The organism is Erwinia persicina NBRC 102418, from assembly GCF_001571305.1.
In the GTDB taxonomy this organism is placed as follows: domain Bacteria; phylum Pseudomonadota; class Gammaproteobacteria; order Enterobacterales; family Enterobacteriaceae; genus Erwinia; species Erwinia persicina.
This window is the reverse complement of the sequence record NZ_BCTN01000014.1, coordinates 122,004-136,322: the sequence shown is the minus strand read 5'-3', so window position 1 is coordinate 136,322 and position 14,319 is coordinate 122,004. Positions and strand designations below refer to the sequence as shown.

Annotated in this window: 13 protein-coding genes; 7 read left to right on the top strand and 6 right to left on the bottom strand. The window is 52.7% G+C overall.

Annotation, left to right across the window (positions count from 1 at the left end; genetic code table 11):
• Nucleotides 1-68 precede the first annotated feature (68 nt).
• On the bottom strand, nt 69-650 hold the full coding sequence (mobA, locus tag EPE01S_RS15965; protein WP_062747022.1) for a molybdenum cofactor guanylyltransferase MobA: 582 nt from the start codon (nt 648-650) through the stop codon (nt 69-71).
• Between the two features lie 52 nt (nt 651-702).
• Here mobA and EPE01S_RS15960 point away from each other — a divergent pair, with 52 nt between their 5' ends.
• The 3 genes from EPE01S_RS15960 (at nt 703) to dsbA (ending at nt 2,725) form a co-directional block, all read left to right on the top strand.
• On the top strand, nt 703-972 hold the full coding sequence (locus EPE01S_RS15960) for a YihD family protein (RefSeq protein ID WP_062747020.1): 270 nt from the start codon (nt 703-705) through the stop codon (nt 970-972).
• 82 nt (nt 973-1,054) lie between these two features.
• A complete protein-coding gene (locus EPE01S_RS15955; RefSeq protein ID WP_062747016.1) occupies nt 1,055-2,047 on the top strand; it encodes a serine/threonine protein kinase in 993 nt (330 codons plus the stop codon).
• A gap of 48 nt (nt 2,048-2,095) precedes the next feature.
• A complete protein-coding gene (gene dsbA / locus EPE01S_RS15950; RefSeq protein WP_062747013.1) occupies nt 2,096-2,725 on the top strand; it encodes a thiol:disulfide interchange protein DsbA in 630 nt (209 codons plus the stop codon).
• A gap of 232 nt (nt 2,726-2,957) precedes the next feature.
• Here the strand turns inward: dsbA and EPE01S_RS23955 are convergent, their stop codons facing one another.
• Nucleotides 2,958-3,086 (bottom strand): hypothetical protein, encoded by a 129-nt coding sequence (locus tag EPE01S_RS23955; protein ID WP_255210152.1) that lies wholly within the window; start codon nt 3,084-3,086, stop codon nt 2,958-2,960.
• 41 nt (nt 3,087-3,127) lie between these two features.
• Between EPE01S_RS23955 and polA the strand changes: the two genes are divergently transcribed.
• Nucleotides 3,128-5,917: a DNA polymerase I gene (gene polA, locus EPE01S_RS15945; protein ID WP_062747011.1), complete on the top strand. Its 2,790-nt coding sequence runs from the start codon at nt 3,128-3,130 to the stop codon at nt 5,915-5,917.
• A 269-nt stretch (nt 5,918-6,186) separates the two neighbouring features.
• Nucleotides 6,187-6,234 carry a small protein SpfP gene (spfP, locus tag EPE01S_RS24195; protein ID WP_071892919.1) on the top strand — a complete coding sequence of 16 codons (48 nt, stop codon included), beginning with the start codon at nt 6,187-6,189 and terminating at the stop codon, nt 6,232-6,234.
• Between the two features lie 187 nt (nt 6,235-6,421).
• Here spfP and yihA read toward each other — a convergent pair whose 3' ends face one another.
• Entirely contained in the window at nt 6,422-7,054 is a 633-nt protein-coding gene (gene yihA, locus EPE01S_RS15940; RefSeq protein ID WP_062747008.1) for a ribosome biogenesis GTP-binding protein YihA/YsxC, read from the bottom strand.
• A 550-nt stretch (nt 7,055-7,604) separates the two neighbouring features.
• Between yihA and yihI the strand changes: the two genes are divergently transcribed.
• Both yihI and hemN read left to right on the top strand, forming a co-directional pair.
• The gene (yihI, locus tag EPE01S_RS15935) at nt 7,605-8,132 is read left to right on the top strand and encodes a Der GTPase-activating protein YihI (protein WP_062747005.1); all 528 of its coding nucleotides are present in this window, start codon (nt 7,605-7,607) and stop codon (nt 8,130-8,132) included.
• Between the two features lie 250 nt (nt 8,133-8,382).
• Nucleotides 8,383-9,756 carry an oxygen-independent coproporphyrinogen III oxidase gene (gene hemN / locus EPE01S_RS15930; RefSeq protein ID WP_062747004.1) on the top strand — a complete coding sequence of 458 codons (1,374 nt, stop codon included), beginning with the start codon at nt 8,383-8,385 and terminating at the stop codon, nt 9,754-9,756.
• 116 nt (nt 9,757-9,872) lie between these two features.
• Here the strand turns inward: hemN and glnG are convergent, their stop codons facing one another.
• The 3 genes from glnG to glnA all read right to left on the bottom strand — a co-directional run bounded on the left by glnG (nt 9,873) and on the right by glnA (nt 14,031).
• The gene (glnG, locus tag EPE01S_RS15925) at nt 9,873-11,282 is read right to left on the bottom strand and encodes a nitrogen regulation protein NR(I) (RefSeq protein WP_062747003.1); all 1,410 of its coding nucleotides are present in this window, start codon (nt 11,280-11,282) and stop codon (nt 9,873-9,875) included.
• Nucleotides 11,283-11,289: 7 nt separating this feature from the next.
• Nucleotides 11,290-12,339: a nitrogen regulation protein NR(II) gene (gene glnL / locus EPE01S_RS15920; protein WP_062747002.1), complete on the bottom strand. Its 1,050-nt coding sequence runs from the start codon at nt 12,337-12,339 to the stop codon at nt 11,290-11,292.
• A gap of 282 nt (nt 12,340-12,621) precedes the next feature.
• Entirely contained in the window at nt 12,622-14,031 is a 1,410-nt protein-coding gene (gene glnA, locus EPE01S_RS15915; protein ID WP_062747000.1) for a glutamate--ammonia ligase, read from the bottom strand.
• Nucleotides 14,032-14,319 lie beyond the last annotated feature (288 nt).

Sequence of the window (14,319 nt, the reverse complement as noted above, 5' to 3'; positions counted from 1 at the left end):
CTGGCTCCGGAAAAGACGCAAAACCGTGCAAAGCGTTCTTTGTTGAAGATACTGCGCGTAATAAACCCTCAGATAAGGTCTTCCGGGCAGTTAACATTGCGAAATGCAGACTCTGCATGGGCAAATAAAACACTATGCCCTCCTGCCTGCTTGAGAAACAGCAACAATTTACGATCCCCACCAGTCAGGTAGCGTTGCAGTGAACCCGCAAGACCGCGGTGCAGCAGCGCCATAGTGGGATGTTCACGATCTTCCGTACGCGCCCACACTACTTGAGCCTCCTTTTTATGCTGCCAGAGCTGCTGAGTCAGATCCTCGGGCAGACAGGGCGTATCACAAGATGTAAAAATGACCCATTCTGTGTGCGCTTTCTGCAAGGCGGACAGCATCCCCGCTAACGGACCCTGAAAGTCAGACAGCGTATCTGATATGACTGGAAATCCACTCTGTTGATATACCTCAATATTGCGGTTGGCATTAATCCATACAGTAGTGACCTGGGGCTGTAAACGTTCTAACACGTGTTGGTACAGTGGCTTGTTCTGCCACGGTATCAGTCCCTTATCTTCGCCGCCCATCCGGCTGCCTCGCCCACCGGCCAGGATCACGCCGGTTATTGCTACAGGGATTGGCGGTGAGTCGATCTTCATTGGTTTTATACCCTATGCTTTATTCAGGGTTTCTTTATACAGGGACAACAGCATGAAATGCCATCGCCTCAACGAATTAATCAGCCTGCTGCAACCCGCATGGCAGCAGGACCCGGATTTGAATCTGCTCGAATTTTTACAGAAGTTAGCCGATGAAGCCGGCTTTAAGCAACCAATGAATGAATTAACGGATGATGTACTGATCTACCATCTTAAGATGCGCGGCAGCGACAAGAATGCTGAAATCCCCGGTATGAAGAAAGATTATGAGGACGATTTCAAGACGGCACTCTTGCGTGCGCGCGGAGTGATTAAGGATTAAATCAGCCTGCCGCCCGGTCGCTGAGACCATTTAATGATATTCTTGCACGCTATTCTTCACTGATTATCAGCGAGCCTCCCGGATGAAAGAACCTGCCTTTAACTTCCACGCCCTCACGCCTGATACTATCCTTGATGCGCTGTGGGAAACCGGGCTACGGGTTGAATCCGGCCTGACGGCGCTCAACAGTTACGAAAATCGCGTGTATCAGTTCTCGGATGACGATAAACGCCGTTATGTGGCCAAATTTTATCGACCGCAGCGCTGGTCTCAAGGGCAAATAGAAGAAGAGCATCAGTTCGCCACAGAACTGTTTGCTGATGAGATCCCGCTTGCTGCACCGCTGATCCTGCAGGGATCAACGCTTCACCAGCATCAGGGTTACTGGTTTGCCGTCTTTCCCAGCCTGGGGGGACGTCAATATGAAACCGATAATTATGACCATCTGGAGTGGGTAGGCCGTTTTCTCGGACGCATTCACCAGGTTGGCCGTCGCCAGACGTTTGCTGCCCGACCCACTATCGGTTTAGAGGAGTATATCGATGAGCCGTTACAGGTTCTGACAGACAGTCCGCTGGTTCCGTCTAAGCTAAAAAGCGATTTACTGGCCAGTATTGGCCGCCTGCGCACAACTTTACAAAACTGCTGGCATACTCAGTGGCAACCTTTGCGACTGCACGGTGACTGCCATCCAGGGAATATTTTATGGCGTGACGGTCCGCTGTTTGTGGACCTGGACGATGCGCGTAATGGCCCGGCAGTACAGGATCTGTGGATGCTGATTAATGGCGACCGTCAGGAGCAAAGGCTGCAATGGGATATTCTGTTGGAGGCCTATGAGGAATTCTGTGAGTTCGACACTCATGAATTGTCACTGATTGAGCCTTTACGTGCTATGAGGATGGTTTATTATCTTGCGTGGGTTGTCCGCCGCTGGCAAGACCCGGCTTTCCCGGCCAGTTTTCCGTGGATGACGGATGAGGATTTCTGGCGCCGACAGATTTCCACTTTTAATGAACAGAACAAGCTTCTACAGGAGCCCCCGCTCCAGCTTGCGCCTGTTTTCCAGGTGTGATCACCCTTTGGTTCGCCTACTGAGATGTAATTAGGAGAGAGTTTCACGATGAAAAAGATTTTGTTTGCGCTCGTTGGTATGGTTCTGGCATTCAGCGCGTCAGCCGCACAATTTACCGATGGTCAGCAATACGTTACGCTGGATAAACCGGCGACTGGCGAACCTCAGGTTCTCGAGTTCTTCTCATTCTTCTGCCCACATTGCTATCAGTTTGAGCATGTATGGCACGTAAGTGATGCCGTGAAGAAAGCTCTGCCGGCTGATACAAAAGTTACCAAGTACCACGTCGAGTTTCTCGGTGGCGAAATGGGTAAAACCGTGACGCAGGCCTGGGCTGTGGCGATGGCACTGGGTGTGGAAGATAAAGTGACAGCTCCTATTTTTGAAGGTGTTCAGCAGACACAAACCATCACCGATCCAGCCAGTCTGAAAGCGGTATTTGTGAAAGCGGCGGGTATCAAGCCTGAAGAATATGATGCCGCCTGGAACAGCTTCGTGGTGAAATCACTGGTCGCCCAGCAGGAGAAAGCTGCCGCCGATTTGGATCTGCGTGGCGTGCCTGCGATGTTCGTTAATGGTAAATATATGGTGAACAACGGTGGTCTGGATACCAGCTCACAGGATAACTTTGTTCAGCAGTACGCCAACGTAGTGAAGTTCCTGGTTTCTAAAAAGTAACCCTCTGAAGATTTTCAATACGCCGGCCAGCCCGGCGTTTTTTCTTCGCCACGAAATTATTATCGTAAAAATGTGCTTTCCACAGTGAGAGATCGCGTATCTAAACGCTCGGGCATTAATTTATATCCACATCACTCTTATTCCGTAAATCCTGAAGAAAATCCTGGTTTGTATAAATAACCGAATGATTATAAACAAAAAATAATCTTATCTTTTCGGTTTTCCACATAAGTTATTCCATGTTAGTAAATTTACACACAAACTTATCCACAATCTGTTCATGCGAAGCGCTGCGCAAAATGGCTACTGACTGAAGATTAATCGTCGTTGAGATTTCATCTTTCAGGGTCAGCTGTGGCATCCTTACCCCTAATCAAAAACCAAAGAAGAACGTGACGACTTATGGCTCAAATTGCAGAAAACCCGCTGATTCTGGTAGATGGCTCTTCCTACCTGTACCGTGCTTATCACGCGTTCCCTCCGCTGACCAATAGCGCGGGCGAACCCACCGGTGCAATGTACGGCGTATTAAATATGCTACGCAGCCTGCTGCTGCAATATAAGCCAAGTCATGTGGCAGTGGTATTTGATGCCAAGGGTAAAACCTTCCGCGACGAATTATTTGAAGAGTACAAATCTCATCGCCCGCCGATGCCGGACGATTTGCGTGCACAGATTGAGCCGCTACACGCGATGGTAAAAGCGATGGGGTTGCCGTTGCTGGCGGTTTCCGGTGTGGAAGCCGACGATGTCATCGGTACGCTGGCACTGGCCGCAGAAAAGACCGGAAAACCCGTACTGATCAGTACAGGTGATAAAGACATGGCTCAACTGGTGTCACCCAATATCACGCTGATCAACACCATGAATAATGCAATTCTCGGCCCGGATGAGGTGGTGGAGAAATACGGTATCCCACCGTCATTGATCATTGATTTCCTCGCCCTGATGGGCGACTCCTCCGATAATATTCCTGGCGTGGCAGGGGTGGGGGAAAAAACAGCGCAGGCTCTGTTACAGGGACTGGGCGGTGTAAAAGATATCTATGACAATCTGGATAAAGTGGCAACGCTGATGTTTCGTGGCGCGAAAACCATGGCTGCCAAGCTGGAGCAAAATAAGGAGATGGCTTTCCTCTCCTATCAGCTGGCAACAATTAAAACCGATGTTGAGCTGGAATTAACCAGCGAACAGTTGACGGTAGAAGAGCCTGCAGTGGAAGAACTGCTCGGGCTGTTCAGGCATTACGAATTCAAACGCTGGATTGTCGATCTGGAAGAGGGAAAATGGCTTCAGGGCAATAAAGGCAACGTTGCTGCGAAGAAAGTCGCTGTGGCTGAAAGCCAGCTTGCCGTGGAGGAATCCACCCGCGTGCTCTCTTCAGAAGGCTATGTCACCATTCTGGACGAAGCAACGTTCGACGGCTGGATGAAAAAATTACAGCAGTGCACGCTGTTTGCCTTCGATTTGGAAACGGACTCGCTGGATACTCTCAGCGCCAATATTATCGGGCTGTCATTTGCCACCGCTCCCGGAGAGGCGGCCTACCTGCCGGTGGCGCATGACTACCTTGATGCCCCGGAGCAGTTAGATCGGAAAGCGGTACTGGCGCGTCTTAAGCCGCTGCTGGAGGACCCGAAAGCACATAAAGTCGGGCAGAACCTCAAGTACGATCGCGGCGTGCTGGCAAACTATGGTATCGAACTGCAGGGGATTGCGTTCGACACCATGCTGGAGTCCTATGCGCTGAACAGCGTAGCGGGTCGCCATGATATGGATACGCTTGCAGCCCGCTGGCTGAATCATAAAACCGTGACCTTTGAAGAGATTGCCGGCAAAGGCAAAAATCAGCTGACATTCAACCAGATTGCTTTGGAGCAGGCGGCACACTATGCAGCCGAAGATGCTGATGTCACGCTGCAGCTGCATCTGAAAATGTGGCCAGAGCTGGAAAAAGAAGCGGGACCGAAAACGGTCTTTGAGCAGGTTGAGATGCCGCTGGTACCGGTCATTTCACGTATTGAACGTAACGGCGTGTTGATTGACCAGAATATACTGGCGACGCACTCGCAGGAGCTGGGGAGCCGTCTGGCGGAGCTGGAGCTGAAAGCCCATGAGCTGGCAGGCGAACCGTTTAACCTCTCTTCCCCGAAGCAGCTACAAACTATTCTGTTTGAAAAGCAGGGTATTAAGCCGACGAAGAAAACGCCGGGTGGCGCACCGTCGACCAGCGAAGAGGTGCTAGCCGAGCTGGCGCTGGACTATCCGCTGCCGAAAGTGATTCTGGAACATCGCGGCCTGTCCAAGCTGAAGTCTACCTATACTGACAAGCTGCCGCTGACGATTAATCCCCACAGTGGCCGGGTACATACCTCGTATCATCAGACGGTCACCGCCACGGGCCGTCTCTCTTCCAGCGATCCAAATCTGCAGAATATTCCGGTGCGTAACGATGAAGGACGACGTATCCGGCAGGCCTTTATTGCACCGAAGGGATACCGCATTGTCGCGGCTGACTACTCCCAGATCGAACTTCGTATCATGGCGCACCTGTCACAGGATAAAGGATTGCTTACAGCGTTTGCCAGCGAACAGGATATCCACCGTGCCACCGCGTCTGAAGTGTTTGGCGTGGCGCTGGATAAGGTCAGCGGAGAGCAGCGCCGAAGCGCCAAGGCCATTAACTTTGGTCTGATCTACGGGATGAGCGCCTTTGGTCTGTCGCGTCAGCTCAATATTGGAGCCGGAGAAGCGAAGAAGTATATGGATCTCTATTTCGAGCGTTATCCAGGGGTGCTGCAGTACATGGAAAGCACTCGTGAGCTGGCCGCCGAAAAAGGTTATGTCTCAACGCTGGATGGCCGACGTCTTTACCTCCCGGATATTAAAGCCAGCAATGCAATGCGCCGTAAGGCGGCAGAGCGAGCGGCGATCAATGCCCCTATGCAGGGGACCGCGGCGGATATCATTAAGCGCGCGATGATCGCTGTTGATGAGTGGCTGAAGCCTCAGACCAGCGGGGACGTAAAAATGATCATGCAGGTACACGATGAACTGGTGTTTGAGGTTCAGTCCGGTGCCGTCGACGTGGCATCAGCGAAAATCCGTGAATTAATGGAAGGGAGTATGAAACTGGATGTCCCGCTACGTGTTGATATCGGTGTAGGAGATAACTGGGACGAAGCTCATTAACATTTAGACCTGACGCGACAGGCTGAGTTTAATCACATCATCAGCCTGTCGCTTTAAACGGTTCAGCACTTCCCTGTTTACGCTGGATAGCGCCACCCCGGCTAAGCGTTTCTGCTAAAACACTTTTTTAGTAATTAAGCTACACGTTAGATGGTTTTCTGTGACTTGAGTTGGATAATGGATGTCGTTTTCTGAAAATTAACTACAAAAAACGCTTTTGAGCGCTCAAAAAATGATGTAAAGTTTCAGATGTAGGGTACAGAGGTAAGATGTTCTATCTTTCAGACCTTTTACTTCACGTAATCGGATTTGGCTGAATATTTTAGCCGCCCCAGTCAGTAATGACTGGGGCGTTTTTTATTGTCTGTTACCAGCATCCCTGACGTCGTGACTGTATCAGCGGCGCTCACGCGCCCCGATCGTTGACTGCACACTCTGCTCAGGGGCTCATGTTCTGGCCGTCTGACTGTTACGCCCGTTTCAGGTCGAAAGAACACACTATTCTCAGCTGTCGCTTTCTTCTTCTGTTGCCGGCGGGATATCGCGATACCAGCTGTCCAGCTTCTGACTCAGTTTATCCACGCCAATCTTCTTCAGGGATGAGAACGCTTCAACATCCACCGTACCGAGGAAGGTTTTCGCTTCTTCACGAACTGCATTCAGCTGTGCTTTACGCGCGCCGGATGCCAGTTTGTCGGCCTTGGTCAGCAGGATCAGTACTTCAATTCCACTCTGCACTGCCCACATCACCATCTGACGGTCGAGATCTTTCAGCGGATGGCGGATATCCATCAGCACGACCAGCCCTTTCAGACAGTTACGATCGCGCAGATATTCTGCCAGCGCACGCTGCCATTTTAACTTCATCTCCTCCGGAACCTGCGCGTAGCCATAACCTGGCAGGTCGACCAGACGATAGCCTTCAGCCACCTGGAAAAGGTTAATTAATTGGGTTCGACCCGGGGTTTTACTGGTACGGGCGAGGCCTTTCTGATTGGTCAGCGTATTCAGCGCGCTGGATTTACCCGCGTTAGAACGTCCGGCAAAAGCAACCTCGATGCCGGTATCGGCAGGCAGGTGGCGGATATCAGGGGCGCTGGTGACAAAATGGGTGACGTGATAATTCCAGCCAGACAAAATAGATACTCCAGATAAAAAGGGCAATTGCGCTGATTATACCCTGTATGGCAGCAAAGCGCCCGGTAAGACACTGCCTGAACGGTGCTTGTGAGACATTGACCATTCGGATTGCCAGCGGACTCTGCATTTTGTTTCTATAAAAATGGATTTTTTACTAATTTTCAGTGGCTTGAGAAAAGTCCTAAAAAAACAGAGTAAAAATTACCTTTGTCACCTTGTTTGCTGGACTGGTTAGTCTACATTTGTAGGCAGAAACAGGATATTTCACTTCAGGATGAAGCGCTCAAGGAGTATCAGGACGATCCCGGGCGGGGAAGGAGATGTGCACAGGTGTGCGCGACAGGGAATCAGGAATGCTAACAGGATTAAGCAATGGCAACGGAAAACAGGGATGCTGGCTGCTAATAAGGATGCTGACATTGTCAGTCCTTCCGCGGAAGGTGCGAAAAAAGGCGACAGGGTGACCTGGCGCCTTTTTTCTTTGCCTGCTTTCTGCTAGATTTCGCGGCAATTCTATACTGAAGATAAACGTCTGAGAGCAGAAACCATGAAGCAACCCGCACGCACGCCCCAGGATAAAAAACCGGGAGCTAAAGTGAAACGTAAAACGCGTGATGAGATCAACCAGGAAGCACGTGACCGCAAACGTGATAAAAAGCACAGTGGTCATGCTTCCGGCAGCCGCGCGAACCCGGTCACCGAAAGTCAGAAAAACGCCAACGGCAAACCTGCCAAAGATCCGCGTATCGGCAGTAAAAAACCGGTCGCGCTGGGTAGCGATGTGGTGGCCAGCAAGCCAAAGCCGGTTAAAGCCGCGAAACCTGCCCCTGAGAAAAAAGTGATCCTGTCGCCGGAAGAAGAACTGGCGCAGCTGGAAAATGATGAACGTCTGGATACCCTGCTCGATCGTCTGGAAAATGGTGACGCCCTGTCGGCAGAAGATCAGGCCTGGCTGGATGCTTCACTGGACCGCATTGATGTCCTGATGGAGCAGCTAGGCATTGCCCTGGACGATGGCGCTGAAGATGAGCAGGCGGAAGAAGATATGTACCGTCTGCTGAAGGGCAAAGATTGATCGCCGGCGATATCCTGTTTCTCTGACGTTCCTTGAGGCAGCGCAAATGAGCGCTGCTTTATCTTTACAGGGTATTTGGTGATGATTTGGCCTGGATCAATTATCGCGCTGATTCTGCTGTGCTGGCTGGGGTGGTTATTCGTTAAACTACAGCGGCTATCGCGGCTGAAAACCCGGCTGCGCAGCAGGATCGTCAGCCAGCAGCTTCCTGTCACGCGGCGGTCTATGCGACGACGATAAGGAAGTGAGCATGAAATTACAGACCACCGAGTGGGATCTCCCACTGATCCAGAAGTACAACATCGCCGGCCCTCGCTATACTTCTTATCCGACCGCGCTCGAATTCCGTCAGGATTACGATGAGTCTGTCTTTCTGCAGGCAACGCAACGTTATCCCGATCGCCCTCTGTCACTGTATCTGCATATTCCGTTTTGCCACAAACTCTGTTATTTCTGCGGCTGTAATAAGCAGGTGACACGCCAGCAGCACAAAGCGGATGAGTATCTGGATGTGCTGATACAGGAAATTGCCGCACGCGCGCCGCTGTTCCGCCAGCGCACGGTGAGCCAGATGCACTGGGGCGGCGGTACGCCAACGTTTCTCACCTCGGCTCAAATTAGCCGCCTGATGACCTGCCTGCGTCAGTATTTTCACTTTGCCGCGGATGCAGAGATATCGATTGAAGTCGATCCGCGAGAAATTGAACTCGACGTACTTAATCATCTGCGTGCGGAAGGCTTTAACCGTCTGAGCATGGGGGTACAGGATTTCAATAAGCAGGTGCAGGAGAAGGTGAATCGCGTGCAGGATGAGGCGATGATCTTTGCCCTGATGGCCCGGGCGCGTGAGCTGGGCTATGCCTCCACCAACATTGACCTGATTTACGGTCTGCCCCTGCAGACGGCGGAGAGTTTTGCCTTCACCCTGCAAAAGGTCGTTGAGCTTAACCCTGACCGCCTCAGTGTTTTTAACTATGCCCATATGCCGGCACTTTTCCCCGCGCAACGTAAAATTAAAGATCAGGATCTGCCCGAGGCCCGGGAAAAGCTGGATATCTTACGGCAAACCATCGCCACGCTGACGGCTCAGGGATATCAGTTTATTGGTATGGACCATTTTGCCCGCCGTGACGACGAACTGGCGATGGCCCAGCGTGCGGGTGAGCTGCATCGTAATTTCCAGGGCTACACCACGCAGGGCGATAGCGATCTGCTGGGCATGGGCGTGTCGGCCATTAGTATGATCGGGGACACTTACGCACAGAATCAAAAAGAGCTGAAGCACTATTATGCGGCTTTCAGGGCAGAAAAAACGGCCCTGTGGCGCGGCCTGCAGCTCAGCGAGGATGACTGCCTGCGTCGTGACGTGATTAAAAACCTGATCTGCAATTTTTCGCTGTCATTCAGCGAGATAGAAGCCCGTTACAGCATCGATTTCCGCCGGTACTTTGCCGACGATCTTTCAGCGCTGCTGCCGCTGATTGAGGACGGGCTGGTGGAATACCACGATAATGGCCTTGTGGTCACTGCTAAGGGACGATTGCTGATAAGGAACATCTGTATGTGCTTTGATCGCTACCTGCGGGAGAAAGCGTCTGGTGCGCAATTCTCACGGGTGATCTGACTGGATGTGTCGACCGGGACAAGGTCGATCCCTTTAGCGATCTCACAAAGAGTGACGTGCGAGGATTTTTCGGGGCAGACCTTCTTTTTCCGGCCTGCCCCGATGAGGTCAACGGGTTATTCCATTCCCAACTCTTTCAACTTACGCGTCAGGGTATTGCGCCCCCAGCCCAGCAAACGTGCCGCTTCCTGCTTATGGCCCTGAGTATGACGCAGAGCGGTGGTAAGCAGCGTTCGCTCCATCTCCGGCTGGGCTTCTGACAGCAGGTTTTGATGACCGGAACGCAGCGCACGGTCAGCCCACTGTGCCAGCAGCGTGGCCCAGCTGTCCGGCAGCGATTGTACCGGACTTTCCGGCGTCGAGGTTTCAAACAGCTCCGGCGGCAGATCCTGAATCAGCACTTCCTGACCGGCGGCCATCACGGTCAGCCAGCGGCAGGTATTCTCCAACTGACGAACGTTACCGGACCAGTGCAGACGCGTCAGTGCAGTTTCTGTTTCCGGATGGAGGATTTTGGCCTCCACGCCCAGTTCACGGGCAGCGACCTGAAGGAAATAACGGGCCAGACGCGGAATATCTTCGCGACGTTCGCGCAGCGGCGGCAGATGCACGCGGATCACGTTCAGGCGGTGGAAGAGATCCTCACGAAATTTCCCTTCATGCACGCGCAGCTCAAGGTTCTGATGCGTGGCGGCAATAATACGCACATCCACCTTCACCGGGGCGTAGCCGCCGACGCGATAGAACTGGCCATCGGCCAGCACGCGCAGCAGGCGGGTCTGGACATCCAGTGGCATATCGCCAATTTCATCAAGGAACAGCGTACCGCCGTCGGCCTGCTCAAAGCGTCCCTGGCGGATTTGATTGGCACCGGTAAAGGCGCCTTTCTCATGACCAAACAGTTCAGACTCGATCAGGTCTTTGGGGATCGCGGCCATATTAAGGGCAATAAACGGTGCCTTAGCACGCGGGCTGTGCCGGTGCAGCGCATGGGCCACCAGCTCTTTACCGGTACCCGACTCGCCGTTAATCAGTACGCTGATCGACGAGCGCGACAGGCGACCGATAATACGAAACACATCCTGCATCGCCGGGGCTTCACCAATAATGTCGGTGGTAGGACCGCTGACTGGCTGATTACGGGGCTGCTGCTGTTCCTGGTAGTGACTGATGGCACGTTCCACCAGCGCCACCGCTTCATCAATATCAAAAGGCTTGGGCAGATAATCAAAGGCACCCTGCTGATACGCGCTGACGGCAGCATCCAGATCGGAGTGCGCGGTCATAATGATGACCGGCAGCATCGGATGCCGCTGCTTGATCTGCTTCAGGAGAGCCAGACCATCCATCCCGGGCATGCGAATATCGGACAGTAAAACGTCCGGGGTTTTGCTCGCAAGCGCCTCAAGCACCTCACTGGCGCTGTCAAACGTTGCACAGGTTAAACCCGCTCCAGTGAGCGCGCGTTCAAGCACCCAGCGGATGGAGCTGTCGTCATCGACGATCCAAACTATCCCTCGTTGCATAGAAACCTCACTGGCGAATAGGCAGGTAAATCGAGAATTCAGTGTGTCCGGGCCAGCTGTGGAACTCTATTTTTCCCGAATGCTGATCGATCAGGCTGCGGGCGATGGATAATCCCAGCCCGGTGCCGCCCTCGCGACCGCTCACCATCGGATAAAACAGCGTGTCCTGCAGCTGTGCCGGAATGCCGGGGCCGTCATCTTCAATATCGATGCGCGCCACCAGGCGATAGCGTGTGCCGTGCAGCGTAAGCTGGAACGCCGTCCGGGTACGTAAAATAATGGTGCCACCTGCCTCACCCAACGCCTGCAGGGCGTTACGTACGACATTCAACAGGACTTGCTCTATCTGATCGGGGTCGTGCGGCAGCTCCGGCAGGCTTGGGTCGTAATCACGAACCAGCGACACATTGTCGGGCAGCTCCATCGACACCAGATTGACCACCCGTTCCGCGACCTGATGGATGCTCTGTGTCACATGCATCCCCGGCTGTTGCGGGCCCAGCAGGCGGTCGACCAGATTGCGCAGGCGGTCGGCCTGCTCAATGATGACCTTTGTGTATTCCGTTAACGCCGGGTCGGGAAGCGCTTTGGCCAGCAGCTGCGCCGCGCCGCGTAATCCCCCCAGCGGGTTTTTAATTTCATGTGCCAGGCCACGCACTAAATCACGCGCGGCGACCTGCTGCGCATGCTGAAGCTGCTCCTGACTAAGGCGGCGCTGATTGTCCATGGGCGCCATTTCCAGCAGAACGAGTCCATCAGGCAGACGCTGCGCGGTAAGCGACATCACGTGCGCCCGGCTGTCGACCACCAGGGTCACTTCGCTGTCGGTAAAGCCTTGTCCTGCGTCCAGACTTTCGAGCATGACCTCAATATTCAGGGAAAAATAACCCATCAACTCCGGCAGAGGCGTTCCAAACAGCTTACGGGAACTTTGAGCCAGCAACTGCTGTGCTGCGGGGTTGGCGTAATGGACCACCAACTCACTATCAACCAGCAAAATACTGTTGATCAGTGAATTAAGAATCTGCCCAGCATCGGGCGGCGTGCCGGTAGCCATACAGCGTTCTCCTGAAGAATTTTTTGCACCAAATTAGTGCATTATAGCCATATAACCCGAAAACTACCCCGTTAAACGGGGAATTTGCGGTGAAAAAAGCCCATCCTGAGATGGGCTGAAAGTTTCCACGGCAACAAAACCCCGGCCGCCTTTCTCGTCGCAGCATGACTGGCTTTCCTCCGTTAACCGAATGACCTGATTTTACTCAGCGCATCCGACTTTCTTTGGCCGCCTTACTGCAACGAAAAGTGCGTCGGGCTTACTTCAAACTTAAATGCGATGTTAAACGCTGTAGTACAGTTCGAACTCAACCGGATGCGGTGTCATACGAACACGGTCCATTTCAGCTTTACGCAGTTCAATGTACGCTTCGATTGCATCGTCAGTGAACACGCCACCACGGGTCAGGAACTCGCGGTCTTCGTTCAGGGCCGCCAGGGCTTCATCCAGAGAACCTGCTACTTTTGGAATCTCGGCTTCTTCTTCTGGTGGCAGGTCGTACAGGTTTTTGTCCATCGCATCGCCAGGGTGGATTTTGTTGATGATGCCGTCGAGGCCAGCCATCAGCAGTGCAGCGAAGCACAGGTACGGGTTAGCGGCTGGGTCCGGGAAGCGCGCTTCAATACGACGGGCTTTCGGGCTGGCAACCACTGGAATACGGATGGAAGCAGAGCGGTTACGGGCAGAGTAAGCCAGCATTACCGGTGCTTCATAGCCTGGTACCAGACGCTTGTATGAGTTGGTGGTCGGGTTCGCCAGGGCGTTGATGGCTTTAGCATGTTTGATGACACCGCCGATGTAGAACAGTGCCATTTCAGACAGGCCGCCGTATTTGTCGCCGGCGAACAGGTTAGTGCCGCCTTTTGACAGAGACATGTGGCAGTGCATACCAGAGCCATTATCGCCAAACATCGGTTTTGGCATAAAGGTCGCTGTTTTACCGTATGCGTGAGCGACGTTGTGTACCACATATTTGTAGATCTGAATTTCGTCAGCTTTTTTGGTCATGGTGTTGAAGCGGGTGGCCACTTCGTTCTGACCCGCAGTCGCGACTTCGTGATGGTGAGCTTCAACCACCAGGCCCATCTGCTCCATCGTCAGACACATGGCAGAACGAATGTCCTGCGAGGAGTCAACCGGTGGCACCGGGAAGTAGCCGCCTTTCAGACCCGGACGGTGGCCTTTGTTACCGCCTTCGTACTCTTTACCGGAGTTCCAGTAAGCTTCGATATCATCGATAGCGACGTGAGAACCGGAGGTGCTGCTGCCGAAACGGATATCATCAAACAGGAAGAACTCTGGCTCTGGCCCAAACAGAACGGTGTCTGCAATGCCGGAAGAGCGCAGGAAATCTTCAGCGCGTTTCGCGATAGAGCGCGGGTCACGGTCGTAGCCCTGCATCGTGCCTGGCTCGAGGATGTCACAACGGATGATCAGGGTAGAATCTGCAAAGAACGGGTCAATGACTGCCGTGGTGGCGTCAGGCATCAGAACCATGTCGGATTCGTTAATACCTTTCCAGCCACCAATAGAGGAGCCGTCAAACATTTTGCCTTCTTCGAAGAAGTCAGCATTAACCTGATGAGCGGGGATAGTCACGTGCTGCTCTTTACCTTTGGTGTCAGTAAAACGCAGGTCAACAAATTTGACTTCATGCTCGTTCATCATCGACAGAACGTGTTCAGCGGACATACTTAACTCTCCTGGATTTTGTCATTGTCGTCGTGACAGTGAACTTCACGGTTGCGCTTTGCGTTTCAGGGCGCTTACTCCGATAATAAAGATCTCTGCCGCGCTATCAACCGTTGTGGAAACTGGTGTTTTTCGCTTAATGAGTAATTGCGAAATCTATGCCAACTTTTTTATTTCATGAAAAAAGCGCTATGATGCACTCTCTCGTACAACGGGGACTGCACCACAATGGAAGTCGCGCACCATTTTGGTGCTATTGAGTGATTAATGGGCACTGTTTTGGTGCAA

What these genes read in the sequence shown, in the direction of transcription:
- mobA (WP_062747022.1), bottom strand. Translation starts at nt 650, where the DNA reads ATGAAGATCGACTCACCGCCAATCCCTGTAGCAATAACCGGCGTGATC.
- glnA (WP_062747000.1), bottom strand. Translation starts at nt 14,031, where the DNA reads ATGTCCGCTGAACACGTTCTGTCGATGATGAACGAGCATGAAGTCAAA.
- EPE01S_RS15955 (WP_062747016.1), top strand. Translation starts at nt 1,055, where the DNA reads ATGAAAGAACCTGCCTTTAACTTCCACGCCCTCACGCCTGATACTATC.
- polA (WP_062747011.1), top strand. Translation starts at nt 3,128, where the DNA reads ATGGCTCAAATTGCAGAAAACCCGCTGATTCTGGTAGATGGCTCTTCC.
- hemN (WP_062747004.1), top strand. Translation starts at nt 8,383, where the DNA reads ATGAAATTACAGACCACCGAGTGGGATCTCCCACTGATCCAGAAGTAC.
- glnG (WP_062747003.1), bottom strand. Translation starts at nt 11,282, where the DNA reads ATGCAACGAGGGATAGTTTGGATCGTCGATGACGACAGCTCCATCCGC.
- yihI (WP_062747005.1), top strand. Translation starts at nt 7,605, where the DNA reads ATGAAGCAACCCGCACGCACGCCCCAGGATAAAAAACCGGGAGCTAAA.
- dsbA (WP_062747013.1), top strand. Translation starts at nt 2,096, where the DNA reads ATGAAAAAGATTTTGTTTGCGCTCGTTGGTATGGTTCTGGCATTCAGC.
- glnL (WP_062747002.1), bottom strand. Translation starts at nt 12,339, where the DNA reads ATGGCTACCGGCACGCCGCCCGATGCTGGGCAGATTCTTAATTCACTG.
- EPE01S_RS15960 (WP_062747020.1), top strand. Translation starts at nt 703, where the DNA reads ATGAAATGCCATCGCCTCAACGAATTAATCAGCCTGCTGCAACCCGCA.
- EPE01S_RS23955 (WP_255210152.1), bottom strand. Translation starts at nt 3,086, where the DNA reads ATGCCACAGCTGACCCTGAAAGATGAAATCTCAACGACGATTAATCTT.